The following is a 26,088-nucleotide window of genomic DNA, read 5'->3' as shown; positions in this document are numbered from 1 at the left end:
TACCTGGTGCGCTCGTCGTTCCCTGATGCCTCCCGCAAAGACACCACACCCTGGGTGTCCACGCTCGCGTTCTTCTTTCTATTGACGGCGTACTACATCATTAGACCGGTGCGCGATCAGCTTGGTGGCGCGGTAGGTTCTACCCAGTTGCCGCTGTTTTATGCGGCTACTTTTGTCGCAATGCTGTTGCTCACACCGGTATTTGGCGCCCTGGTGGCGCGCTTTCCCAGACGGCGTCTACTTGGATGGAGCTACAGTTTTTTTATCGTATGCCTGTTGTTGTTCATTCCCGCGTTTCTGGCGCAGGACCGCATCGGTGCGCGTACATTGGGTGTGGTGTTTTTTATCTGGGTCAGCGTGTTCAACCTGTTCGTGGTGTCGCTGTTCTGGAGTTTCATGGCCGATGTTTTCGCCAGTCATCGTGCGCGTGACATATTTCCGTTGATTGCGCTCGGAGGGATGGCGGGTGCGATTTTCGGCCCGGCGATCACCAGTATGCTGGTGGGGCTGATAGGCGTGGCGCCGCTGCTACTGGTATCCGCCGTGATGCTTGGGGTAGCTCTCATATTGCTGTGGCGTATTTCCGTAGACCACGCGCAAGGAGGCATTGCTGAACGGCCGGTGGGCGGTTCACTGTGGACAGGCATAAGAGAATTGTGGTCAAGCCCGTTTCTGCGCTGCATGGCCATTCTGATGCTGCTGGGCGATGGCGTCGGTACGTTGGCTTATGTCTTGGTGGCCGATTATGCCAAGGCGCATCTGCATACAGCGAGCGTGCGCACGGCGTTCTATGCGCATATCGATCTGGCGGTCAATCTGCTGGGAGCCTTTTTGCAGTTGACGCTGTCGCGCTGGCTGCTGGTTCGTCGCGGGGTCCTTTGGGCCATGGTCATACCGCAATGCGTCAATCTGGCCTTGTTGATCATGGTAGCCATCGGCGGGCACGCGCATTGGAGTGTTCTTGGATACAGCGTGCCTTTGCTGTCGCTGATGATGATAGGCACGCGCGGTTTCATGTATGGCATGACCAAGCCCGCCAGCGACGCGATTTATACCCGCGTGCCGCGCGAAACGCGCTATAAGGGCAAGAATTTTGTCGAGACAGCCGTATGGCGCTTCGGCGATCTGGTAGTCACAAGCGGCATCAGCGGTTTGTTAAAGCTTGGGGTCGGCGTGGCCAGCATCGCATTGATCGGCGTCGGGACGTCATCGCTGGCTGCATGGGTGGCACGCAAGGCTGCGACGGCATCGGATCTGGCTCCCGAAGAAGGAGCCAGTCCGACGGGACGCACCCACGCGATGGTGCGCTCTTAGTTGGGCGCTAGCTGGTGATGTAGCGTTGCAGTTGTTCGATCTGTTCGGCCTGGGCGCTGATGACCTCTTTGACCAAGTCGCCGATCGAGATCACGCCCAGCACGTGGCTTCCCCGTACAACCGGCAAGTGCCGCACGCGACTGTCCGTGCATAGGCGCATGCAATCGAACACATCGGTCTCCGGCGACACGGTGAGCACCGAGCTGCTCATGATGTCCGATACCGGCGTCTGTGCCGAAGATCGACCCTGCAAGATGATTTTGCGTGCGTAGTCGCGTTCGGAAACGATGCCTACCAGTTGCTCGCCGCGCATGACCAACAGTGCGCCGACACCTCGCTCGGCCATGTGTTTGATCGCTTCCAGCACGGGCGCTTCGGGCGCGATAGCGAAGATGTCACTGCCTTTCCTGTCCAGCAAATGCTTGACCTGACGCATCCAGACCTCCCCGACGGCCGCAGCAATGGCCGCGTGAAGACAGTTTAGCGCTGCGGCGTTGCCTCGGTGTGAAACGGTTCTTGCGACGTGGAACGATGTTGTTCTTCGATGAAATAGAGTGGCCGTTGCTTGCTTTCCGTGTAATTACGGCCGAGGTATTCCCCGATCACGCCTAGCGCCAGCAATTGAACACCGCCTAGGAACAGGATCACGACCATCAGGCTCGGATAGCCCGGCACCGGATTGCCGTGCAGCAGGGCTTTCAGCAGCACCTTCAAACCGAACAGGAATGCCAGCAAGGAAGCGGCCAGGCCGGTCCAGGTGGCGAGTTTCAGCGGTGCGCTGGAGAACGAGGTGATGCCTTCGATGGCAAGCTGGGTGAGGCGCCAGTAATTCCACTTGGTCTTGCCCGCCAGACGTGGATCGCGCATGTACTTGATCGAGGTCTGGCGATAACCGATCCAGGCGAACAAGCCCTTCATGAACCGCTGCCGCTCGCGCAGCTGCGACAGAGCCGCGAGTGCACGACGCGAAAGCAATCGGAAGTCACCGGTGTCTCGCGGTACGGCTACATCCGACATCACTTCCATGGCACGGTAAAACGATGCCGCGGTAAAACGTTTCAAGCCCGTTTCGCCGGCGCGCGCACTACGAGTGGCGTACACCACGTCATAACCGGCCTGCCATTGCGCCACCATTTGTGGAATCAGCTCGGGCGGATCTTGCAAGTCCGCATCGATGACCACGGCCGCATCGGCGTCCACGTGATCGAGCCCTGCTGTCAGCGCGGCTTCCTTGCCGAAGTTGCGCGAAAGCTTCAGCAGGCCGACGCGCGGATCGTCCGCGGCAAGCGATTGCATGATCAACCAAGTGTCGTCGCGGCTGCCGTCGTCGACATACAGAACGTCCCACGACAAAGGAAGCGGGTCCAGCACGGCAGACAGACGCGCATGAAACGCGGCAAGCACGGCCGATTCGTTATAAGCGGGCACGACAACCGTCAGTTGCGACATGCAAACAGGTCCGTTGCGCAAGATAGGAAGGATGCGCCAAGTTTAAGCGCTGGATGCTGGATTGTGCCTTTTAACGTCGCCGCGCAGGGGAGATATCGCGGGGCGGTCGATGGCTTTCCAGATAGGCCGGTCCCCCCAGCTGCGCGACCTGCTGCTCGATCCATCGAGCGCGTTCCAGCACATAGTCAGTGGGGCGGTCGACGTGAAAGCGGTCGGGATTGGGCAGAACGGCGGCCAGGCGGGCGGCTTGCCCGAGGCTGAGTCGGTCGGCTGACTCGTGGAAAAAGCGCTCGCTGGCAGCACCGACCCCGTAAATGCCATCGCCAAATTGGGCGATATTCATATACACCTCCAGGATGCGGCGCTTGGGCCAGGTCGCTTCCAGCAATACGGTGAAATAAGCCTCCAGGCCTTTGCGGACAAAACTGCGGCCATTCCAGAGAAAGAGATTCTTGGCGGTCTGCTGGCTGATCGTGCTGGCGCCGCGCAGGCGTTTCCCATCGTCGGCGGCATCGATGGCGGTTTCGATGGCGCTGAAATCAAAACCGTGATGGAACGGAAATTTTTGATCCTCGCCGGCGACCATGGCAATGGAAGCCCATGGAGAAATCCGTGACCATGGTACCCAGTGATGGCGCAGCTCAACGTGTTTGTCGCCATGCAGCCAGGCATCCAGCCGGTACTCCATCATCACTGCTGAGGTCCATGGCGGCACGAAACGCAACACCAGTACCACCAGCCAGCTCAGCGCGATCCATGACAGGGCCACGATGCCCACGTAACGCAACAGGTGGCGAAAAGAGGGAAGATGCGGCATGGTCAGTCAGCCTGAAGGACCCCGACAGTATAAGCGGCGGTAACCGTAGGCTATTGTCTGTTCCGAGGCGAGACCCCATCTCTCGCGTCTTGGTGTTTTGTGAGGTAGTCGGCGTGGAAACCGTGCTTGTTGAAGATGTGCTTCACCGCTTTCTATTGGAACGAGCGGGGGTTCGGGGCGTCATCGTTCGTCTCGGGGCCGCCTGGCGCGAAGTCGCCGGTCGCTCGGACTATCCATCGCCGTTGCAGGAGCTGCTGGGTCAAGCGTTGGCAGCGAGCGCCTTGTTGACAGGCAATATCAAGTTCGACGGGGCGTTGTCGATCGAATTGAAAAGTGCAGGTGCCCTGCGTCTGTTGTTCGCAGAGTGTTCCGACAGTGGTCGTTTGCGTGGCTTGGCGCGCTGGAACGCGCCGCTGCCAAGCGCCCTGGATTTGGGCGATCTGCCGAGTGCCATCATGGCGATCACCATTGGCAGCGCCGACCGTGGCCAGCGCTATCAAGGGCTGGTGGATTTGAATCATCCGGAACTGGCGACGGCGCTGGAGAACTACTTTTTGCAATCCGAGCAGTTGCCGGCGCGCCTCGTGCTCGCGGCCAATGGTGACCACGCCGTTGGCTTGATGCTGCAGAGTCTCCCTGGCGACGGTGGCCGGGATGCGGTGCAGGACGATGATGCGTGGCCGCGTATCGAACATCTGACCGCCACGCTTGGACGCGAGGAGTTGCTGAGCACTCCTCCCGAGCAACTTCTCTATCGGCTGTATCACGAAGAGACAGTACGGCTGTTTGAACCCAGGTCGCTGGCATTTGGTTGCAGCTGCTCGCGCGAACGCGTCGAAGCCATGTTGAGAACGCTCGGCCGCGATGAAGTGGAAGCCACGCTGGAGGCGCAGGATGGTGTGATCGAGGTGACCTGCGAATTTTGTGCGCGGACTTATTCTTTCGATCGTGTGGATGCTCAGCATCTGCTGAGTGGTGGTGGCACCGCGGCCAGTTCGACGGTGCAGTAGTTGCAACGGTTGGATGGTTGCTGCCGGCTGCGTTTATCCAGACGGCGTGAGTGCGTTTAGCCACAACTCGGCGGGCTGAGGCTGAGCGAACAAGAAGCCCTGGCCATAGCGGCAACCGATGTGTCGCAATGCTTGCCGTTGCGCCTCGTCTTCGATGCCCTCAGCGATCACTTGCATCTGCAAGGAATCGGCCAAAACCTGGATGGCGCGTACGACCGGCACACTGTGGCTGCCGGCGTGGGCAAGTTCGGTGATGAAGGTGCGATCGATTTTAAGTGTTTCGATCGGGTATTGATGCAGGTAGCTCAGCGACGAATACCCTGTACCAAAGTCATCCAGTGCAATGCTTACGCCTTGTTGGCGCAAGTTGTCGAGGATGCGTTTGACCTGTGCAGGATTTTCCAGCAAGGTGCGCTCGGTGACTTCGATACGCAGCGAGCGCGGATTGACGCCATGGCTGCGCAGTAGGCCGAGCAATCGGTCGTCGAGATCGGTTTGGCGGAAGTGTCGACCTGAAACGTTGAGACTGACAAAGCCAGTGGGGCCTGCCAGCAGGCTTGCCTGCGAGGCAACCTGTTCAAAGATCTGCCAATCAATGCTTTCGGCGCTGCCGTTTTCCTCGGCGACGGCGAGGAAATCCCCGGGGCACAGCAGGCCGCGGTCGGGGTGACGCCAGCGCAGCAGCGCTTCGTAGCCGACGGTACGGCCGTCTTCCAATGCAACGATCGGCTGATAGAACGGGACGAACTCGTTGCGGCTCAAGGCACGGCGCAGGTCGCCTTCCATTTCCAGTAGGGACAGCACTTCGCGACGGAGACGATCATCGAACACGGCGGCGCGATGACGGCCTTCGTCCTTGGCGCGATACATGGCGGCGTCGGCATCGCGCAGCAGCTCTTCCGGTTGCTGGTAGTGCAGGCCGGGCAGCGCAATGCCGATGGACGCGGAGGTAAAGATTTCCTTGATACCGAGGCGGAAGGGAACATGCAGTTCTGCAATGATGCGTTCGGCGACAATTGTGGCTTTGCTGGCGTCAGTGATGCCTTCGAGCAGAACCGCAAATTCATCGCCGCCCAGGCGTGCGACCAGGTCGCGGGTTTTCAAGCATGCCCGAATCCGGCTGCCAGCCTGGAACAGCAGATCATCGCCAATGAGATGGCCTACGGAGTCGTTGATCACTTTGAAGCGATCAAGATCGATGAAGAGCACTGCAAAGAATTTGTTCGGATCTGCATGATAAGCCTGCAGTGCTTGCCCGAGGCGTTGCAGCAAGAGCGTGCGATTGGGAAGTCCGGTAAGCGAATCGTGCAAGGTTTCATACATCAGTCTGCGTTCGACGCGCTCGCGCTCGGCGATTTGTTCGCGCAAGTCGCGATTGGCCAAGGCAAGCGCACGCGTGCGTTCCGTCACGCGGCGTTCCAGATTGATGTAAGCCTGCTTCAGCGACTCGCTGGTTTGCTTGCGCTGCAACGCATTGGCAATGTGGTAGCTCACGAAGGTGAGCAGCTCCTGGTCGCGTGTGTCATAGATGTGCTTGGCGGAATAACTTTGTACGGCAAGCACGCCCATGACGCGGTCGTCCCACACAAGCGGCACGCCTAGCCAGCATACGGATTTGGCGCCGACCTCGGCGCATTCGCCGCTTGCAGCCAGTCGATCAAAAGCCTGGCGATCAGCCAGCAGCGGTTTGCCGTGCTTCAATACATATTCAGTGGCGCCATTGCCGATGGGGCGTGGCAAGCGTGTGGTTTCGACCTCGTCGACGGAGTATGGAAAGGTGATGTTCTTGCCGCTTTCGTCGAGCAGGGCAATGTAGAAATTTCGAGCGTAGATCAAGCCGGCAACGACGCGGTGCACTGCGGCATAAAAGTTCTGCTGGCTTTCCGGGGCGCTGGCCAGTTCCGCGATCCGGAACAGCGCAGATTGCAATCGTTCACCGCGTTGGCGTTGCAGCACTTGCTGGCGCAGTACGCGATTAGTGGCGCGCAGTGCCGCAGTGCGATCGGCGACGCGCCGCTCCAGCTCAGCGTGGGCCTCGCGCCGCTCCAGCGCGGTTTGCATGTGTTGGGCAACGTAGTTAAGCAGGTCGCGATCGTGGTAGGTGTAATGGGTATCAGCGCGATAGCTTTGTACGACGATGCCGCCGACCGCCTGGCTGCCTCGCAACAACGGTACCCCGAGCCAGTGCTCGCAGGGGGGGCCGATCAAGGTGAAACGGCCTTCCAGCTGATGCGCTAACTCTTCTACTGAGCCCATGATGGGCTGGCCGTTTTGCAGCAAATTCCAGGTCAGACTGTAGCGCATGTCTTGCAGTGGGTAGCTTTCGTCGGGGGCGGGGGGCCTCTGGTCGGCTGTATCCACGTAGTAAGGGAAGCGCACGCTGTCGGTGGCCGGGTCGTACAGGAAGATGTAGAAATTTTCTGCATACATCAACATGCCCACGATCGTATGCAGCGACTGCATCATGTCGGTCAAGTTGTGGGCGGTGCTTGAAAGTTCTGCGATGGCGTAGAGGGCGCGTTGTAGGCGTTCCGCCATTGCAAGGCGGGAGATGGATTCGTAGAGCCGTTCGGTTTCGGTCAGGTGGCGCAAGCGGATGTCGGCCATGCGTCCAAGCCAGGCGATCTCGGCGCGCTGGGTATCGTTGAGCGCGCTGATGTCCCCCTCCAGCACCATGGCGTACTGGTTTTGAGGGTTCTGGGCCAGCCATTGCTGGCCGGGCGTCATGGGGGGGCTCTCGGGCTCGGGAGGCAGCCAGCGGAGCGTGCCCGTGATGCCCAGGTGTTTCAGGGCCGTGTCACAGACGGTCAGTATGCTTTCCGCATCGGCGGCCCGGCACAGCCGTTCCATGGTTTCACGCAGCTCCACCGGGACATTCCCGGCGAGTCCTGGCGTGAAATTGCGGCTGTCAGGCACTGAACTCATGACGAAGTGGCGTGTCCATGCGCGATGTCCCGCATGACTATATAACGTGAAGATACCGTCATGTCGCTGTTGTCCATCGGTTCAGGCCGGCAAAAAGGCTTCTCCGACTCAAGCATCCCTTGTGCCAGCAGATCCTTGTTCGCTATCTGCTATTCGCAAGGGGAAATCCCGGCTCGCGGGGTGTTAGTAAAAAGTAAAATGGGATACACTGAACCCAGGGATTCCGTCCAGAAATGCTTGGCGGAGCGGGTTTGTAAATAGTCACTTTCGAATCTTCATGCGCCGACTGCTGCTGACATTGCCGCTGCTCTGCATGCCGCTTATGGCGGTAGGGCAGACGCTGGCTGGCGATCAGCTTGGTAATACGGCATGGATGCAGCAGCAAGCGTTGCTGAAAACCGGCCAGCAGCAGCCCATTGAGGGCTCAATGCTGGTACAGGCGCAGCATGGCACGACTGCCGATGCGCAGAACAATTCGGCACTCTCGTTTGATCCGTTGTCGGGCGGCACAGTCAACTCCAGTACCGTGCAATATGGCGTTACGCCACATGTAACGGCGCAGGCGGGTGTCACGCAGCGTTCATGGGTGACGCAACCGCGCATTATTTCAAGCGAAGTAGGTGCCACCTACAACGCAGGACGCTACAGCCTTGGTCTGAGCGTCGCGCAGGACCAGGTTCCTAATCCCACGCCGCTGCCGCGCGTGTTGCCTGGTGTGGCGCCCGGGGTCAACGGCTTGCCGGATTTCGATAGCAGTACGCAATTGAATGCACAGGGTCGTTTCGCGCTGGACGCCAACAGCGGCGTGATGCTCGGCGCAAGCATGGGTCGCATTCGTCTGCTACCGGGTAATCTCTTGGGTACCGGTATCTTGGATCAGAAAGCGTTGAGCTTCGGTGTCGACCATGGTCCGATCAGCGGCAGCATCATTGGCCGCACCATGCAGCCGGAACCGGGCGTGCCGGGTAGTTTCGCAACCGATCGCCGCTGGAACAGCATTGACCTGGGTGTCACCTGGCATTTGCCGTGGCAAGGTTCATTGAGCTTTGGCGCGCAGAACATCTGGTCATCCGGCAACGCGGCGAACACACCTGCTGGTCCGCCGGAACCGGATCAGTCGCGCACACCTTACGTGCAATATCATCAGGATCTTTGACTTATCTTGCCGCCTCATGCAAACGCCTCCGTAATACGGAGGCGTTTTGCTTTTCGAAGAGAAGGCACGGAGTGCTTTATTCAGCCGGATGCTGCTTTCTGCCGTTCAATCCTGTTTGCGGATACGCACGTCACCGCTGAACGTCTCGATGTGGATTTTCCCGTCGCCGCTGCCGGTGACGGTATCTAGCTTGCTCCCCGGGCCGTGCTCGGGCCGTATCGGCGTGCCAAAGTCACTGCGCAGATCACCGCTGAACGTGCTGACGTGCAAGCTGCTACTGAGCGATGATGGAAATTGCAGCTGAAGATCGCCGCTCATGCTGTCAATGCTCATGTTGCCGCCCGGAGCGAGTCCACCGTTGAGCTGCACGTCACCCGACACCGTACTGAGATTGAACTGTTGCCACGGACCACCTCCGACCTGGATGTGTCCGGATACGGTCTGCAGATCGGCGGCATGACCCAGCGACGGTGCAAGGACGTCACCGCTCACCGTTTGCAGCTTTGCCTGCGTCGCTTGACCCGAGAAAGCCAGGTTGCCACTGACCGTTACGACGTCGAGCATAGGTGTCTGCGCATGGATGCGGATGCGGCCGCTGACCGAATTGACCTCAATGTCGCCACCATCGATGCCATCTACGCTCAGTGGCGCGCTGACGACATTTACTTTGAGAGACGCTCCCCGCGGCACATTGACATCCAGCGTGGTCGGCGACATCGCTCTGTCGCCATTCCAGTTGAACCAGCCGCTATGTCCTTGTGCCTGTACGTTAATGGTCAGGTTGTTATCGCTGCCTTGAATGGATAGCGGTTCCGCTCCATCGCCCAGTTCACCGCCAACGTGTACTTCATTGCGATCCCAGGCAGTGATGGTGACTTCGCCTTTGACATTGGTGATATAGACATGTGCTGTCGGCGCAGCGGGATGGGTGAGATCGAGCGGAGTGTCTGCATAAGCCTGCCCCCCCAGTGACAGGCCGATCAGCAATGGCAGATAGCGGGCGTTTTTCATCGTTGTTATGTCCTAAGGGTTTCAGCCTGCTCGTTTCTCAAGGTCACGTAAACGGTTTTGTTGTGCGTCGGTTTGTTGTAAAAGCCGCTGCAGCGCGGGTGAATCGGGAGCTTGCTGCATGGCCTGTTGCAATTCCATGCGCGCAGCATCCAGCTCGAGTGCGGCGCCAGCCAGACGCGGATCGCTGGGTTTCCAGGAAGCTGCCCTTGCAGGTACCCTGGAGGCTGCGATAGATGGCGCATTCGATTGAACCGCATGCATGCGCCATGCGATGCCTCCGGCGAGCACTACGACTGCGGCCATGCCTGCTGCCAGCGACCAAATGCGAAGCTGCCTGGCACGCTTCATAGGGGCTGGCGCGGAAGCACTCTGCGGCGTTGCATGGTCGAGCGCGGCATCGATACGCGTCCACAAATCATTTCGTGGCTCAGCCGGCTGGTTTAGTTCGCGCATCTGGCGCAGCCATTCGAATTCGTTCATTACACCTCTCCAAGAGCTTTGCGCAACAAGCCACGAGCTCGATGCAGTTGCGCCTTGGACGACCCTACGGCCATATCCAGTTCAGTAGCGATTTCATCATGTCGCCAGCCTTCCACATCGTGCAGCACCAGCACAGCGCGCGCCCGGGGCGGCAGTTTGCCGATTGCCCGCTCGAGTTCTTCGCGCTCCGCCGCGCAGAATGGCGTTTCGCCATGCTCGGGAACGCTTTCCTCGTCGATATAGCCGACCGGATCGGCACCTCTTGCCCGAATGTCCATCAATGCCACGTTTACCGCGAGCCGATAAAGCCAGGTGCCGAATGAACTCTGTTCGCGAAAACTGTCCAGTTTCTGCCAAGCGCGCACAAATGCGTCCTGCGTAAGATCTTCTGCTCGCGCATGATCGTAGCCTGACAATCGCAGCATCGCACCGTGGATGCGCCCCGCGTGCAGGCGATACAGGCGCTGGAACGCCTGGCGGTCGCCCGCTGCGGCCGCGCGCACATCATCCATATCGTTGTGTCCCGCAGCGAGCGCAGGTGGCATGGCGCTTCCGTTGGCAATGCAAGCCGCAATCATCTTGCCTGATTGGATGCCGCGAAAGCGCCGAAGGTTTAGAGCGCGTCGACTTCGACTCTCGTTGCCAGAGGGTAGGGAAAGCTTCTCTCAGGCGCGGGCTGCCTTGCGCGGGGCGCTTAGCGCCTGCGCAATGCGCTGCTGTTCCTTTTGCAGGCTATCCGGCACGCGGACACCAAAACTAGCGAGATATTCGCCGATGGCGTCCAGTTCCGCCTGCCACCCGCCACTATCGATATCGAGTAGCTCGGTCAGCGTTTCGCGTGAGAGTGGCAGGCCATCCGTCCTCAGCTCGCCTGCGGCTGGCAAGATACCCAGGGGCGTTTCAACGCCGCGGACCTGGTTTTGAACGCGCGCGATCATCCACTCCAGCACGCGCAGGTTTTCGCCGAAGCCCGGCCATAGAAAGGCGCCGTTTTTGCCTTTGCGGAACCAGTTGACGTGGAAAATTTTCGGCAGCTTCGCATTTGGTTTATCGAAGGACAGCCAGTGTGCGAAATAATCGCCATAGTGGTAACCACAAAAGGGTTTCATTGCCATGGAGTCGCGACGCAGTACGCCGATGGCGCCGGTAGCCGCGGCTGTCGTCTCCGAGCCCATCGCTGCACCCATCAGCACACCGTGTGCCCAGTCGCGCGCCTCCATGACAAGCGGGAGGAGCGATGGGCGGCGGCCACCGAAAACAATGGCGCTGATAGGAACCCCTTGCGCATCTTCGGCTTTGGGTGACCACGTCGGGCACTGCCTCGCGCTCACGGTAAAGCGTGAATTCGGATGGGCGGCGGGACCGTTGGCCGGATCATAAGGCCGTCCTTGCCAGTCTACAGTTGGCGTGCCGGGAAGGCCTTCCCACCAAGGCTGCTTATCTGCAGTGAGGGCGACATTGGTGAAAATCGTATCGTGCGAGATGGAGGCCAATGCATTGGGGTTGCTGTCGCGACTGGTCCCCGGCGCAACGCCGAAAAAGCCGGCCTCGGGATTGATGGCGTAAAGCCGTCCATCATGGCCGGGGCGCATCCAGCAGATGTCGTCGCCAATCGTCCATATACGCCAACCGTCTTTGCGGTAGCCCTCTGGGGGAATCAGCATGGCGAGGTTGGTCTTGCCGCAGGCGGAAGGAAATGCGGCGGCGATATAGTGGGTTTCACCCTGCGGATTCTCGATGCCGACGATCAGCATGTGTTCGGCGAGCCAACCCTCCCTGCGAGCCTGATAGCTGGCGATGCGCAATGCATGGCATTTCTTGCCAAGCAACGCGTTGCCGCCGTAGCCGGAACCATAGGATTTGATCGTTAGTTCTTCCGGGAAGTGCATGATGAAACGGCGCTCTGGATCCAGTTCGCCGGTGGAGTGCAGTCCTTTCACGAAGCATCCTTCGCGTTCGATGCGCGCAAGGGCAGCGGCGCCCATGCGCGTCATCGTGCGCATATTGGCAACGACGTAAGGGCTATCGGTAATTTCCACGCCACATTGGGAAAGCGGTGAATCGATAGGTCCCATGCAATACGGGATGACATACATCGTGCGGCCTTCCATGCAGCCGTCGAACAATGCGTCAATTTTCGCGTGGGCTTCGGTGGGGGCCATCCAATGATTGTTTGGCCCGGCGTCGGCCTCGTCTTGCGTGCATACGAAAGTGAGGTGTTCCACGCGCGCGACATCGGACGGATGAGAGCGATGGAGATAGCAGCCCGGATGGGTTTGCTGATTCAATTCGATCAGATCTCCACGTTGCAGCATCAGCTGCACCAGTGACTGATATTCGGCATCTGAGCCGTCGCACCAATGGATGGTCGCGGGGCGTGTCTTGCTCGCCACATCGTTAACCCATCGATTGAGTGTCTCCAGCTTGCTCGCCATAACTTCCCTCGCTTTGGTATGCCCATAAAAGAGAGAAATGACGGTATGTTACGAAAACTGGCATTGCAAGGTCGCGTGCAGCAATGCAGTGCGACGCCTATTTAAGAAAACGTCCGCAAACGATCAAGCCGGAATCAACGTGGCGATCATGTGTTCCACGTATGCGTCGAACTCCTCATGCGACAACCTTGGCAGGCCGAGCGTGAAATTCAGCTGTAAAAAGCCGACGTATGCCGCGTAGGTCAGTCGGGCACGGTTGAGTGCCTCCACCGATCCCAATCCCGCTTGGGTGTAGGCGGTGTGGAGAAATTCCGTGCGCCGTTTCGATACGCGTGCCATGACCGGAACCACTAGCGGATGATCCAATGCCTTTAGCAGCGCGGCATAGACGCGATGCGGTTGCACTTCGTGAGCGACGCGGCGGAAAAGCTCGGGCAAACGCTCGCGGGGATCGGGAATGGCCTCGATCTGGCTGATGATCTCGCGCTCGCCATACTGCTCCCAACGTCCCAGGGCGGCCTGGAGGAGCGCCTCGCGCGTACGGAAGTGCCAATAGAAGCTACCCTTGGTCACCCCGAGCTGGCGGGCCAGTGCTTCCACGGCCAATGCTCCCACACCTTGCTCGGCGATCAGATTGAGGGCTGCATCTTCCCAGTCTTCAGCGGAAAGGCGCGTACGTTCGGGTTTTTGACGGGCATTCATTCGCGTATGGTAGCCCAGACTTACTTGGAACTGTGGTTGTGCAGATGGCGTGAATGTAGGGCGAGGCCAATGACGGCATCAGGTTGACGGCCTATCCAGTGCAATCCATACTCACGCGTATGGAAATGATGCGGCCCTTGCGAACCACCTTTACCACGACGGATAACCTTTCTTTGGCGGTGGACGTATGCCACGCGCAAGGACAGCCTACGCTGCTGTTTGCCCATGGGTTCGGCCAGACTCGCGGAGCATGGCATGCGGCGATGGTGTCGATGGCGGAGCGCGGTTGCCGTTGCGTGAGCTTTGACAGCCGTGGGCACGGAGAAAGTGATTGGTTGCCCGGCGGCGGGTATCACATGCAGCCGTTTGCCGAGGATCTGGCAGGCCTTGCCCGTGCTCAGGTGGAACCGCCCATTCTGGTCGGGGCGTCCATGGGGGGGCTTTTGGGGTTGGTAGTTGCCGGGGAAGTGCGACCCTCACCCTTTCGCGCCCTGATCCTGGTGGATATCACGCCTCGCTGGGAAACTTCCGGCGTTGAACGCATCCTTGCTTTCATGCAGGCACATCCGGATGGTTTTGCCAGCTACGCCGAGGCAGCCGATCAAATCGCCATCTACTTGCCACAGCGTCGCGAGCGCAAAAGCGAACAACAGCTGCGCCCCTTATTGCGCGAAGGGCCGGATGGTCGCCTCCGCTGGCACTGGGATCCGGCGTTGCTGGCCGGTGATCTGCTGAGCGAGAGCGAACGCTATCAGCCGCGCTTGTTCGCTGCGGCGGCTAAAGTGGATGTACCGGTGCTGCTGCTCTCCGGCGAGCGCAGCGATGTCGTTTCGCGGCATACCGTCGACGAATTCCTCGCACTGGTACCCCACGCGCGACACATCGAGGTGCCTGGTGCAACCCATATGCTAGCTGGGGATGCCAACGACGCATTCACGGCGGCGATCGCAGCTTTCATGGAAGAGCTCAACTCAGCTGACGTCCCCGTGGACGCAGCCAAGCAATCTGCAAAGAGGTATTGAGATGTCCGTGCTACTCACTATTTTGGCGGCGCTCATTGCGACGGGCGCCTGCGCTTATCACCGTAGCAGCCTGCGTACGTGGGCGATAACTACGATTGCAGTGACCATCGTGGTGGGCGTGCTCGCGCATGCTCCCATCACGATGATCGTTCTGCTGCTGATTGAGCTGGCCATTGCCGTGCCACTGCTGATGATCGATTTTCGACGCCAGCAAATCAGTGCGCCCTTGTTGAAACTGTTTGCCAAGGTGACGCCAAAACTCTCCGAAACCGAGCAGACCGCCCTGGCGGCGGGCACGGTCGGTTTCGAAGGCGAACTCTTCTCCGGCAAGCCCGATTGGCATGAGTTGCTGAAGCAGCCGAAGCCCGAACTGAGTCTTGAGGAAAATGCTTTTCTGGACGGCCCAGTGGAAGAGCTTTGCGGCATGCTCGATGACTGGCAGATCACCCACGAGCTGGCCGACCTGCCGCCGGAGGTATGGGAGTTCCTGAAGAAGTACAAATTCTTCGGCATGATCATTCCCAAGCAATACGGCGGCCTGGAGTTTTCCGCACTGGCACATTCGGCGGTGCTGCAGAAGCTCGCCACCATGTCGGCGACGGTGGCATCGACGGTGGCGGTACCCAATTCGCTAGGGCCGGCCGAGCTGCTACTGCACTACGGCAGCGACGAACAGAAGAATTTCTATTTGCCGCGTCTTGCCGTCGGTGAAGAGATCCCGTGCTTTGCCTTGACGGGGCCGTATGCCGGCTCGGATGCCACCTCGATCCCGGATTACGGCATCGTTTGCAAGCAAGTGCTCAATGGTGTTGAGACGCTTGGCATGCGCTTGAACTTCGACAAGCGCTATATCACGTTGGCGCCCATCGCCACCGTGGTTGGCCTCGCATTCCGTTTGTACGATCCCGAGCATCTGCTTGGCGACAAGGAGGACCTCGGCATTACGCTCGCGCTATTGCCGCGTAACACCCCGGGGTTGGAGATCGGGCGGCGCCACTTTCCGCTCAATATCCCGTTCCAGAATGGGCCGGTACGCGGCAAAGACGTATTCGCGCCGCTGTCGACGTTGATTGGCGGTCCCCACATGGCAGGCCATGGCTGGCGCATGCTGGTCGAGTGCCTCTCGGTGGGGCGCGCCATTTCGTTGCCTTCCAATGCTACCGGTGGCGTACGCATGGCGGTGGCCGCAACGGGCGCCTATGCACGCATGCGCAAGCAGTTCGGCCTCGCCGTAGCGCGTTTCGAGGGCGTGGAAGAGGCGCTCGCACGCATCGGTGGTCTCACTTATGCCACCGCGGCGTTATCCCGCGCCACAGCCGCTGCCGTGGATCGCGGCGAAAAGCCTGCCGTGCCATCAGCGATCGCCAAATACCATGCAACCGAATGGGGGCGCGCCATAGCGGGCGATGCCATGGATGTGCATGGCGGCAAGGCGGTGCAGCTTGGTCCGAAGAACTACGCCGGCCGCGCATGGCAGGGCGTGCCCATCGCGATCACGGTGGAGGGCGCGAACATCATGACGCGCAGCTTGATGATCTTCGGCCAGGGTGCGATCCGTTGCCATCCTTATGTGCTGAAAGAAATGCAGGCGTTGACCATGGAGGACTACGGCGAGCGCCTGAAAGCCTTCGATCGTGCGCTGTTCGGACATCTCGGCTTCGGCATTTCCAACGCAGTGCGCGCCTTTGTGCTGGGTATCACGGGGGCGCGCATCGGTGATGCGGCGGGCGATGCCTACGTGCGCCGCTATTACCGCAAGCTCAATCGTTATTCCGCTGCGCTGGCGCTCTGCGCCGATACCTTCATGGGCGTGTTGGGTGGCAAGCTGAAATTCAAGGAAAAACTTTCTGCACGCCTGGGTGATGTACTGAGCTATCTCTATATCGCCAGTGCTATGTTGAAGCGCTATGAGGACACCGGGCGTCCCGAAGCCGATCGCCCGCTGCTGGCATGGGCCTTCCACGAATGCATGTGGCGCACACAGATGGCACTTGATGGTGCTATCCGTAATTTTCCGGTTCGTCCGGTGTCCTGGTTGCTGCGCGTGCTGGTGTTTCCTTTCGGCCGTCGTGAAGTGCCGCCGTCCGATCGGTTGGGACGGCGCGTTGCGGCAATCATTACCGCACCCGGTGAAGCACGCGATCGTCTGCTGGAGTGGGCCTACCTTGCACCCACACCGAACAACACTGTCGGTCGCATGAACCAGCTCCTGCCTGACGTGATCGCGGCGGAGCCGGTAGAGCGCAAATTCGGCAAAGCGCAAAAGGCAGGACAGTTCGCTTCACACGATTATCTTGAGCAACTGGATGAGGCCGTGAAGGCAGGTATTATCGACATCACGGAGGCTGCCTTGCTCAAGCGGGTGCGTGAGGGTGTATTCGAATTCATCTCGGTCGATGATTTCGATCCGATGGAGCTGCGCTCAGCCATATCGCGACATAGTCAGAAAAAACTGGCTGACGTGGCCTAAGTGTATTTGCTTGTGCGACGGAGGCTGCTTGCCACCGTCGCCTGAGGGCGACGTGCGTGACCGCCGCGTCGGTCTAGACATATCGGCACGCTACACGCCAGCCAGGCGCGGCCGGTTTGGGTCGAGATAATGGATCCGGCAGCCCTGCCGGTCTGACGCGCACGTATCACGATGTGGTGATCGTGCCGGAAGGCGCCCTAACGCGACGAGACCAGCTGGGTGGCACGATGCTTTGACGGCGTAGTGCCACTAGCAGCAGCACGATGGTGACCGATGTGCATACGGCCAAGGCCACGACCGAAGCTTCTGCTCCGAATGCACCGCCGCTCAGCCAGTCCGGCCCTGTGCGTGACGACATCAACCAACCCGGCTTGCCCGTTCCCGATACCGGTATGCCGTAAATCGTTCCTTGTGTAATGTTCCAGGCAGCATGCAAACCGATGCATGCCCACAGCGACCGCGTCACGTGATAGGTCAGTGCCAATAGCAGGCCGGCTTCAATGGCAATGGCCAACGAACTCCACAGTGTGGCGCCAGGATTGAAGATATGGGCGCCCCCAAAGAAGGCGGCGGAAATAATCAGTGCCCACCATGTGCCAAGCCCCTCTTCAACGATGCGGAACAATACGCCGCGCGTGACGAGTTCTTCGGAAATGCCGGCCCCCAATCCCGTAGTGAGAATGGGCGCCAGCCACACAAAATCCTTATTGATTCCCTCTACGTGATAACTGCCCAACAGCCATAGCAGGCCCACCACCGTACTGAAGATCAAAAAGCCCGTGATCAGTCCCGCAATCCCATAAGTAGGAGCCGTTCGCAAGGAAAGTTCATGCATGGGTCTTCGTTCGACCACCCATACCAGGATCATGTAACTGGGTACGGTCGGGATAAGCTGAAGCGACAGATGCGCCAGTGTGTGCTGGGTCGCGCTTGCCGAAGCGCTCAACCAACCGAGTGTCATGCTGGTCTCATGAACCAGATAGCCCAGGGCGAAGACCAACGCCGTGTAAATCACAATGCGTGCCAATGGCGAAAAGATCAGCCAGCGTTGCCATGTCGGCGCTGAAGGAGGTGTGCTGAAAGCGATGCTCTTGGACATGGCGTTCCTCCCGAAGATGCGGCCACAGCACACTAGGCAGCGTAGCGTGGTTTCAGGCAGTGCCAAATGTCATGTGGATTTTCACGAGGCTGCCATCGCACAACCGTTCTTGCCATTTCCCTTGACGCGATACAGGGCGTGATCGGCGGCTTGCATCAATGCTTCGTCTGACTCGAAGGTTTCGTTCCAGACAGCAATGCCGACGCTGGCGCTAATCCGCGCAACGACCTTCTCCTGCAAGCCGTAAAGCGGATAGGGTTCCGCCAAGGCATCGCAAATGTGCTGGCATCGTTCGACTACGGTGTCTTGATCGTCAATCTCTTCAAAGATCAGCGCAAACTCGTCACCACCAAGGCGCGCAGCCGTATCGATGGCGCGCACATGGTGGCGAAGGCGTGCCGAAATGGCCTGTAACAAGGCGTCACCTGCAGGATGACCGTAGCTGTCATTGACGGACTTGAAGCCGTCGATATCGATCAGCGCGAGGGCAAAACGTGCTTCTTGTTGTGTGGCGCGCACTATGGCTGAGCGCAGCCGGTCATGGAACAGTACCCGGTTCGGCAACTCCGTAAGCATGTCATGCGTCGCTTGATGGCGGACTTGGGCTTCAACGCGATGACGTTCGGCTATTTCTGCCTGCAATTGCTGATTGCGCGAGGCCAGTTCCTCCAGGGTCTGCTGCAATTGCGCACGAGCGTTGTGCAGCTCAAGAAACACCCTTACTTTCGATCGCAGGATGACGTCATTGATGGGTTTGGCGATGTAGTCAACCGCGCCGGATCGGTAACCCTTCAGCCGATTCAAGTCATCAGCGTAGGCTGCCGTGACGAAGATGACCGGCGTTTCTCGCAATTGCTCTGCTTCGTTGAGCAGCGCCGCCACTTCGAACCCATCCATATCTGGCATGTTCACGTCGAGCAGGATCAGCGCAAATCTCTGGTCGAGGCAGAGGGACAACGCCTCATTTCCGCTATTGGCTTCGACCAGCTCAGCGCCGCAGTCAGCCAGCAGGTGACGCATAGCCACAAGGTTGGCGCGCGTATCGTCGACGACCAAGATCTTGGGATTAGGAGCAGTCATGACAGGCACAACCTATTGAGCAGGGGAGCAATGTCGGATAGAGCAACGCAATAATCGGCGCCAGCGATATCCAGGGCGGCCTGAGGCATGGCCGGCGCGGCAGCATGGGCCGGCGCCTGTACGATGGCCGTCCCGCCCAATTGGCGAATGCGGAACAGTCCTGCGGCGCCGTCGGCGTTGGCTCCCGTGAGAATGACCCCGATCAAACCGTCGAGCCATACATCGGCGGCCGACTGGAACAGCACATCGATCGATGGGCGCACGTAATTGACGCGCGGATCAGTCGAAAGGGCGAAGTGCAGATCGCTTTCCACCAGTAGATGGTAGCCCGTGGGTGCTAGGTAGATCACGCCCGGGTGCACAGATTGGCGTTCGACCGCCTCCGTTACGGGCAACGGTGAGGAGCGCCCCAACACCTCGCAAAGCATATTCACGGTATCGGAGCGACTATGGCAACAGACCAATATGGGTTGTCGAACGTCGGCAGAGAGCCTGCTAATGATGACTTGCAAGGCGTCGACGCCGCCTGCGGAACAACCGATCACGATAGCGGACGGTGCTGTCACGGTTGCTTGGCATCCGGGTGAGTGGACAGTCTGAAAATCCGCAAAGATTGTACGAACCCTACGAAATCATGGGACGCTGAGGCGGGTCTCATGTTTTCTCGCAGACCCAGGCAGAGAAAGCCACCTCGCGTCAGGCTATCCCTGAATAGTCCCAAGGCACGGTCCTGCAGCGGATTGGCGAAGTAGATCAGCACATTGCGACAGAGGATCAAGTGCGCCTCGCAAAATACGCTGTCGGCAGCCAGATTGTGCAGGGCAAACGTCACATGCCGGCGAAGGCGCTGATCGATCTTTACCAGCTTGTAGCGGGCGCTGTAATAATCACTGAGCGAACGTGCCCCACCGGCAGCCTGGTAATTGCGCGACCATTGCTGTGCATCCCGCGCGGAATAGATGCCTTCGCGCGCCTGATCCAGCGCCCGTTCGCTCAGGTCTGTCGCGAAGATCTGCACGCGTTCGTACAACCCTGCTTCTTCCAGCAGGATGGCCAGCGAATACACCTCTTGCCCATGTGCGCAGCCGGCTTGCCAGATAGTGATGTGTGGATAGGACGCAAGCAGTGGAAAAATTTTCTCCTGCAGCGCGCGAAAAACGGCCGGGTCGCGAAACATATCCGAGGCTGGCACGGTCAAGCCTTCCAATATATCGGGAAGCAATAGCGGCTCGTGCATGACTCGTTCGGTCAAGCCGCTGATAGTTTTGCAGCCTAATTGTTCGGCTAGCTGCCGTACGCGGCGGCTGAGCGACGCTGGTGCGTATTGGCTGAAGTCGTAACCATGGCGGCGCTGCAGCGCCTGCACGAACAGATCCACTTCGATGTGTGTCAGGTCCGGCGTTTCCACGTTCGTTCTATTGATCTCAGGTGCGCAGCCATACATGCATCATGGAAGCTAGCTTGTCCACGTCGATCGGCTTGGAAAGGTAATCGTTGGCACCCGCTTCCAGGCATCGCTCACGATCGCCGCGCATGGCTTTTGCGGTCAGCGCGATAATGGGCAGGTTTGCAGATCCAGGCTGAGTCCGGACGGCTCGCATCGTCTCATAGCCATCCATGCCTGGCATCATGACATCCATCAGCACCAACTCTATGCGGGGATTTTCGGCGAGGGCCTGCAACGCTTTCTGCCCATCCTGCGCCAGGCTGATCTGCATGCCCCATCCGCGCAGCACTTTGGAGAGTGCAAAAAGGTTCCGCATGTCATCGTCGACCAACAGGACGTGATGGCCATTCAGCCCATCGTGAACACTGGACTGGGCGGGCGTGCCTTCTCTCAATGGATCCCGGATGCTGTGCAGGAACAGGCTCACCTCATCCAGCAAGCGCTCGGGGGACCGTACCCCCTTGATGACAATACTGTCCGTGTATTGCCGTATCCGCAGGTTTTCCTCGCGACTCAATTCGCGGCCGGAATACACCACGACCGGCGGAATGCTGCCGCTCGATGCTAGTTTCTCAAGCAGATCCAGGCCAGATATACCGGGAAGTCCCAGATCGAGCACGATGCAGTCGTAGCCCATTTCCGCGATTTTCTGCAGAGCCTCTTCGCCTGATCCGGCCTCGTCGATGGCTACATCGTCCTGATTCAGCAAGGTACGAACGGCACTGCGTGCGTTTTCATCGTCGTCGACAACCAAGAGATGCCGCGTACGGCCTTTCGCAAAATGAAGCAGGCGCTCGAATGCTTCGTTGATCGCTTCGCGTGTTACCGGCTTGGTAAGAAAGCCGACGGCGCCCAGTTCGCGGCCTCGTCCGAGGTCGTCCATAGCACTCAGGAAATGGACCGGGATGTGACGGGTTGCCGGATCGGCCTTGAGGCGTTCGATCACCGTCCAGCCATCCATGCCGGGTAGCATGATATCCAGCAGGATGCCGGTGGGATGGTAGCGACGCGCCAGCTCCATACCGTTTTCACCGTCCGGCGCGTGCAGCATCCGATGACCCTTCTGCCGCACGATGTCGGCAAGAATACGGGCAAAGGCGAGATCATCCTCCACAATGAGAATGATGCTGTCACCCGGAACGATATAGTCGCGATCGTCGTGGATCCCTTCGGCAGGGAGGAGCGCCCGTGTTGCGGGCCGAGCGGTCGCTGACGTTGTCGCTGGCTCGAATCCCATGCGGGCCGCAGTAACGTCAGTGCTGTGCTCGGGAATGAGCAGCACGAATTCGCTGCCGCGGCCCTCCTCACTGCGCAATACGATATCGCCGCCTAGCAACGCAGCCATCCGTCTCGAAATACTCAGGCCAAGACCCGTGCCGCCGAATTGTCTGCTGGTACTGCTGTCGGCTTGCTCGAACGCATTGAAGATGCGTTCCAGTTTGTCGGCAGGTATGCCGATGCCGGAATCTTTCACGCTGATCGCGACAAATGGTTGGTCTTTCAGCACGTCCGGAACGGGCAGGTCACTGGAAGGCCTTGTGATACACACGTCGATACTACCGCTGGTAGTGAATTTAAAGGCATTCGACAGAAGATTGTTGACGATTTGCTCGAGCCGATTGGGATCGGTATGAATCAGCGCAGGCAATGCTTCATCGAGAACGACCTGGTAGCCAAGTTGCTTGTCGCGGGCGACGTGATCGAAGTTGCGGCGGAGGCTGCGTGCCAGATCTCCCAGCGAATAGTCCACCAACAACAATTCCATTTTGCCCGCCTCGATCTTGGAGAGATCGAGAATGTCATTGATGAGACGCAGCAGGCTCGATCCTGCGTCATGAATGATACGAGCCGATTCGACCTGCTCCGCATCGAGGTTGCCTTCGCGATTGTCACCAAGACTCTTCGATAGGATCAGCAAGCTGTTCAATGGCGTACGCAGCTCGTGCGACATATTGGCCAGGAATTCGCTCTTGTACTGGCTTGCACGTGCAAGTTCCGCGGCTTTGTGCTCGGTTTCCTGTTGCAATGCTTCGACCTGCTGCTTCTGCTGCCGAAGCGTATCGGTCATAAGCCGCAATTCTTCATTGGACGTCTGCAATTCCTCAGCTTGAACACGGAGCTCTTCCTCGGAGGCAAGCAGTCGTTGTGACTGTTCCTCCAGTTCAATGGTTTTGCTTTGCAAGGTGTCATTGGCTGCACGCAACGCCTCCTGTTGTTGGCGCATGGTGACGGCGGAGAGACGCAGTTCGTCGGCCTGTTCGCGCGTTTGTTCCAGCAAGTCTTCTGTGTTTACGGCGCGATTGAGATTTTCCAGGGTCAGTGCTGCCATGGGCAACAGTTCTTCAAGCAACTCACGATGCCAGCTTGTAAGTGGCACGAACCCAGCCAGCTCCAGCACGCCCACCAAGTGATTGCGTACCAGCAAGGGAAGAATGGTGATGTGGCGGGGAAGCGCCGTGCCACTGCCGGAGTCGATACGCAAATAGTTGTCCGGAATCTCGTCCAGCACGATGGATTGATGTGAGACGGCGCACTGGCCGACCAGACCCTCTCCGGGTACGTAGGCGTGAGGGTTCCCTTGAAGGCGTAAACCATAGCTGCCTAGCAGGTCCAGCCGTTGGCGTGATTCGTCGTAACCGTAGAACAGGGCTACACCTGCCTGGACCAGAGGGGATAGTTGCGAGACGAGGTGATCGGCAAAATCCCGATGATTCGTGGCTGTTTGCAAGCTGGCTGAAATGGACGAGGCATGGTTTTTTAATTGTGCTTGCTGTGCCGATTCGCTCACCATCTGTTTGAACACTTGCAGTGCTCGCGAAATCTCTCCGATTTCGTCGCGGCGTTCTATCCCGCGGATGGCAATGGTCTGATCATGATCGGCGAGCCGGGTCATCAAGTCAGTGAGGCGGCGGATCGGACGAGCGACCATGCGCGTGGTCAGGGATATCACGGTCAGGCCCAGCAGCAGCCCGATCAGTGCGCTGGCCAGATTGGCATATAGGGCTTCCCTGAGTATGCGATCGACGTTCAAGGAGCGCGCGGCGAGCAGCTCTCGCTCTGCGGTACTCATGGTATCGAGGATCGATGTGTAGTCTTCCACCTGCACCGTACGGTGCGCGAGATAGTTGGTGCGAATGGCCGCGTCGCGTGCGGCTGCCTGCGGATCACCAGGTTTAAGCGCCGCTTCCGGGGCAATAAGCATGTCACGCAATTCGCGGTTCCATCGCGAAAACAGGTTCTGGATACGGTCAATACGCGATTGTTGCAGCAGATTGTCAGCGGTCAGCTGGCGTAACTGTGATAATTGACCCGTGAACGTCGCGGTGCTGTTCGTAAGTCGAACGAGATCTTCGGCGTCGTGCGTGAACACGAAACCGCGCAGGCTGACCTGGCCAGAGAGCGCGGTACGCTGCAGTGCATCTATCCGCAAGAGCACCTGATAGGTGTGATCCGCCCAGCGGCGCGTCTCCGATTGGCGATTTTGCGAAACGACATTGATCAGGCTATCCAGCAAAAACAGGCCGAGCAGCAGGCCGATGGCAAGCACGATTTTGTAACGGATAGGGAGATGGGCCAACCAGGAATACTTCCTTGAAGGAGTGGTCGTGACGCTGGGGTTGGCCATGCGTAATCCCGCTTGAGTGGCAGTGGGGGCCTTGTTCCGCCGATCATCGACGGAAAGACCATGGTGGCCAGATTAGCGAGATGCCCGGACGGGCGGTAGCGCCGCCATCCGGGGGAATGTGAAGGACAGGTGTAAACGCGAGCCTTCCGTAAAGGCTCAGACGTCTAGTGATGCGGCGTGCTCGCGAGTAGCCGAAAAGCGCACCGCCGCAGAGCGTTCCTGTGTGAGCTGGAGATTGACGCGGGAAGGGGCGAGATAAACCAGTTCGCCAGCGGCATCGACCGCGAGATGCATGATGTTCTTCTCGCGAAATTCCTCCAGCTTCTTTGCATCGTCGCAGTGGATCCAGCGCGCGGTCACTACGCCCACGGGCTCGAACACAGCATCCACACCGTATTCGTCCTTTAGCCGGTATGCCACCACGTCGAACTGCAGCACGCCGACGGCACCCAGGATCAGATCGTTGCTCATCAGTGGGCGAAAGAACTGGGTAGCTCCCTCTTCGGACAATTGCGCCAGTCCCTTCTGCAATGCCTTCATCTTGAGCGGATCGCGCAAGCGGGCGCGACGGAACAGTTCCGGCGCGAAATTGGGGATGCCGGTGAAGCTGATCGCCTCGCCTTCAGTGAACGTATCGCCAATGCTGATGGTGCCGTGGTTATGCAAACCGATCACATCGCCAGGATAGGCGCTTTCCACGATTTCACGATCGCTGGCCATGAAGGTAAGGGCGTTGGCAATGCGCACGTCCTTGTTCGTGCGGGTCTGCACCATTTTCATGCCGGCCGTATACGTGCCGGAGCACACGCGCATGAACGCCACGCGATCGCGGTGTGCCGGATCCATGTTTGCCTGGATTTTGAAAACAAAGCCGGTCAGCTTTTCTTCCTCCGGCTTGACCTCGCGGCTCAGGGTGGCGCGAGGGCGAGGCGAGGGTGCGTGCTCGACGAAGAAGTCCAACAGTAACTGCACGCCGAAGTTGTTGACGGCCGAGCCGAAAAAGACAGGCGTGAGCTTGCCGGCCAGGTATTGATCGATATCGAAAGGATGCGAAGCGCCGCGTACCAGTTCCAGCTCGTCACGCAGTTCGTTCAATGCTTCCATGCCGACAGCTGCTTCCAGGCCCGGCGCATCGAGCCCTTTGAAAATGGTCGAATCCTGGCGCGTGAAGTTTTTGCCCGGCTCGAAGATATGCACTTCGTCCAGCAACAGGTGGTAGACGCCTTTCAAGCGCTTGCCCATGCCGATCGGCCAAGTGAGTGGTGCGCAGGCGATCCCCAATACGGATTCCACTTCATCCAGCAATTCGATCGGAGAACGTCCTTCCCGATCGAGCTTGTTGATGAAGGTCATGATCGGCGTGTCGCGCAGGCGGCACACCTCCATCAGCTTGATCGTGCGTTCCTCCACGCCCTTGGCGCAGTCGATCACCATCAGCGCGGAATCCACCGCGGTCAGCACCCGATACGTATCTTCAGAGAAGTCCGCATGGCCAGGGGTGTCGAGCAGATTGATGATCTTGTCTTCATAAGGAAACTGCATCACCGACGACGTCACCGATATGCCGCGTTCCTTTTCCAGCGCCATCCAGTCCGAGGTGGCATGACGTGCCGCCTTGCGCCCCTTCACCGAGCCGGCCATCTGGATCGCACCACCGAACAGCAGCAACTTTTCCGTGAGCGTGGTCTTTCCCGCGTCAGGGTGGCTGATGATGGCGAAAGTACGGCGACGTTGGGTTTCTTGAAGATGGGGGGACATAGGCGGGTTAGCTGACTTGCGAACCTGTCATTGTAGCGGGAACTGTGCGGAGCGACCGGCAAGGTCATCCTGATCGCGTCCATGGGGTTGGCTGGCCGAACCACTTTTGAGGAGACTATCTCAGTCGTTGAGTTTCTCGTTCCTGCGCAAGCTGGCTTCCAGTGGCTTCTGCGTCAAGGTCGCAAGCCTCCGGCTTGCACTCGGGCAACGGGTGCAGGCAGTAAATGGCTTGAAGACGAAGAATGAAAAAGCCCGGAGATAACTCCCCGGGCTTTAGTTTGCATCGCT

20 protein-coding genes are annotated in these 26,088 nt (G+C 58.9%); 5 read left to right on the top strand and 15 right to left on the bottom strand.

Annotated elements, in window-relative coordinates; translation table 11 throughout:
• Positions 1-6 precede the first annotated feature (6 nt).
• The gene (locus AC4HNJ_RS06670; protein WP_490478765.1) at positions 7-1,314 is read left to right on the top strand and encodes an NTP/NDP exchange transporter; all 1,308 of its coding nucleotides are present in this window, start codon (positions 7-9) and stop codon (positions 1,312-1,314) included.
• A gap of 7 nt (positions 1,315-1,321) precedes the next feature.
• Here AC4HNJ_RS06670 and AC4HNJ_RS06665 read toward each other — a convergent pair whose 3' ends face one another.
• The 3 genes from AC4HNJ_RS06665 to mtgA all read right to left on the bottom strand — a co-directional run bounded on the left by AC4HNJ_RS06665 (position 1,322) and on the right by mtgA (position 3,580).
• Positions 1,322-1,750 (bottom strand): CBS domain-containing protein, encoded by a 429-nt coding sequence (locus AC4HNJ_RS06665; protein ID WP_490478764.1) that lies wholly within the window; start codon positions 1,748-1,750, stop codon positions 1,322-1,324.
• A gap of 44 nt (positions 1,751-1,794) precedes the next feature.
• Complete coding sequence (locus AC4HNJ_RS06660) at positions 1,795-2,763, bottom strand: glycosyltransferase family 2 protein (RefSeq protein WP_490478763.1); 969 nt, start codon at positions 2,761-2,763, stop codon at positions 1,795-1,797.
• Between the two features lie 70 nt (positions 2,764-2,833).
• Positions 2,834-3,580, bottom strand: a complete 747-nt coding sequence (mtgA, locus tag AC4HNJ_RS06655) for a monofunctional biosynthetic peptidoglycan transglycosylase (RefSeq protein ID WP_490478762.1) — start codon at positions 3,578-3,580, stop codon at positions 2,834-2,836.
• Positions 3,581-3,693: 113 nt separating this feature from the next.
• Here mtgA and hslO point away from each other — a divergent pair, with 113 nt between their 5' ends.
• Positions 3,694-4,590 carry an Hsp33 family molecular chaperone HslO gene (gene hslO, locus AC4HNJ_RS06650; protein WP_490478761.1) on the top strand — a complete coding sequence of 299 codons (897 nt, stop codon included), beginning with the start codon at positions 3,694-3,696 and terminating at the stop codon, positions 4,588-4,590.
• Positions 4,591-4,623: 33 nt separating this feature from the next.
• Here hslO and AC4HNJ_RS06645 read toward each other — a convergent pair whose 3' ends face one another.
• Positions 4,624-7,515: a bifunctional diguanylate cyclase/phosphodiesterase gene (locus AC4HNJ_RS06645; protein ID WP_490478760.1), complete on the bottom strand. Its 2,892-nt coding sequence runs from the start codon at positions 7,513-7,515 to the stop codon at positions 4,624-4,626.
• A gap of 277 nt (positions 7,516-7,792) precedes the next feature.
• Here AC4HNJ_RS06645 and AC4HNJ_RS06640 point away from each other — a divergent pair, with 277 nt between their 5' ends.
• Positions 7,793-8,671 (top strand): hypothetical protein, encoded by an 879-nt coding sequence (locus AC4HNJ_RS06640; protein WP_490478759.1) that lies wholly within the window; start codon positions 7,793-7,795, stop codon positions 8,669-8,671.
• 105 nt (positions 8,672-8,776) lie between these two features.
• Here the strand turns inward: AC4HNJ_RS06640 and AC4HNJ_RS06635 are convergent, their stop codons facing one another.
• The 5 genes from AC4HNJ_RS06635 to AC4HNJ_RS06615 form a co-directional block, all read right to left on the bottom strand.
• Positions 8,777-9,682 (bottom strand): DUF4097 family beta strand repeat-containing protein, encoded by a 906-nt coding sequence (locus AC4HNJ_RS06635; RefSeq protein WP_490478758.1) that lies wholly within the window; start codon positions 9,680-9,682, stop codon positions 8,777-8,779.
• A 21-nt stretch (positions 9,683-9,703) separates the two neighbouring features.
• A complete protein-coding gene (locus AC4HNJ_RS06630) occupies positions 9,704-10,162 on the bottom strand; it encodes a hypothetical protein (RefSeq protein WP_490478757.1) in 459 nt (152 codons plus the stop codon).
• Positions 10,162-10,707, bottom strand: coding sequence for an RNA polymerase sigma factor (locus AC4HNJ_RS06625; RefSeq protein ID WP_490478756.1), 546 nt, complete (start codon positions 10,705-10,707; stop codon positions 10,162-10,164). The genes AC4HNJ_RS06630 and AC4HNJ_RS06625 overlap by 1 nt, the downstream gene beginning before the upstream one ends.
• A gap of 120 nt (positions 10,708-10,827) precedes the next feature.
• Positions 10,828-12,636 carry a phosphoenolpyruvate carboxykinase (GTP) gene (locus AC4HNJ_RS06620; protein WP_490478918.1) on the bottom strand — a complete coding sequence of 603 codons (1,809 nt, stop codon included), beginning with the start codon at positions 12,634-12,636 and terminating at the stop codon, positions 10,828-10,830.
• Between the two features lie 84 nt (positions 12,637-12,720).
• Positions 12,721-13,299 (bottom strand): TetR/AcrR family transcriptional regulator, encoded by a 579-nt coding sequence (locus tag AC4HNJ_RS06615; RefSeq protein WP_490478755.1) that lies wholly within the window; start codon positions 13,297-13,299, stop codon positions 12,721-12,723.
• A gap of 128 nt (positions 13,300-13,427) precedes the next feature.
• On the opposite strand from AC4HNJ_RS06615, the gene AC4HNJ_RS06610 reads away from it, so the two are divergent.
• Positions 13,428-14,321, top strand: coding sequence for an alpha/beta fold hydrolase (locus AC4HNJ_RS06610; protein ID WP_490478917.1), 894 nt, complete (start codon positions 13,428-13,430; stop codon positions 14,319-14,321).
• A 1-nt stretch (position 14,322) separates the two neighbouring features.
• A complete protein-coding gene (locus tag AC4HNJ_RS06605) occupies positions 14,323-16,791 on the top strand; it encodes an acyl-CoA dehydrogenase (protein ID WP_490478754.1) in 2,469 nt (822 codons plus the stop codon).
• Positions 16,792-16,957: 166 nt separating this feature from the next.
• Here AC4HNJ_RS06605 and AC4HNJ_RS06600 read toward each other — a convergent pair whose 3' ends face one another.
• From AC4HNJ_RS06600 to AC4HNJ_RS06575, 6 genes are all read right to left on the bottom strand, one after another.
• Complete coding sequence (locus tag AC4HNJ_RS06600) at positions 16,958-17,890, bottom strand: CPBP family intramembrane glutamic endopeptidase (protein ID WP_490478753.1); 933 nt, start codon at positions 17,888-17,890, stop codon at positions 16,958-16,960.
• 81 nt (positions 17,891-17,971) lie between these two features.
• Positions 17,972-18,970 carry a diguanylate cyclase domain-containing protein gene (locus AC4HNJ_RS06595; protein ID WP_490478752.1) on the bottom strand — a complete coding sequence of 333 codons (999 nt, stop codon included), beginning with the start codon at positions 18,968-18,970 and terminating at the stop codon, positions 17,972-17,974.
• Positions 18,967-19,536, bottom strand: a complete 570-nt coding sequence (locus AC4HNJ_RS06590) for a chemotaxis protein CheB (RefSeq protein ID WP_490478751.1) — start codon at positions 19,534-19,536, stop codon at positions 18,967-18,969. The genes AC4HNJ_RS06595 and AC4HNJ_RS06590 overlap by 4 nt, the downstream gene beginning before the upstream one ends.
• Positions 19,533-20,378 (bottom strand): CheR family methyltransferase, encoded by an 846-nt coding sequence (locus AC4HNJ_RS06585; protein ID WP_490478750.1) that lies wholly within the window; start codon positions 20,376-20,378, stop codon positions 19,533-19,535. The genes AC4HNJ_RS06590 and AC4HNJ_RS06585 overlap by 4 nt, the downstream gene beginning before the upstream one ends.
• A 16-nt stretch (positions 20,379-20,394) precedes the next feature.
• Positions 20,395-24,042 carry a response regulator gene (locus AC4HNJ_RS06580; protein ID WP_490478749.1) on the bottom strand — a complete coding sequence of 1,216 codons (3,648 nt, stop codon included), beginning with the start codon at positions 24,040-24,042 and terminating at the stop codon, positions 20,395-20,397.
• A 156-nt stretch (positions 24,043-24,198) separates the two neighbouring features.
• On the bottom strand, positions 24,199-25,800 hold the full coding sequence (locus AC4HNJ_RS06575; RefSeq protein WP_490478748.1) for a peptide chain release factor 3: 1,602 nt from the start codon (positions 25,798-25,800) through the stop codon (positions 24,199-24,201).
• Positions 25,801-26,088: the final 288 nt, after the last annotated feature.

Source organism: Dyella sp. SYSU CM1112, assembly GCF_058216415.1.
This window is presented reverse-complemented; position numbering and strand designations above follow the sequence as displayed.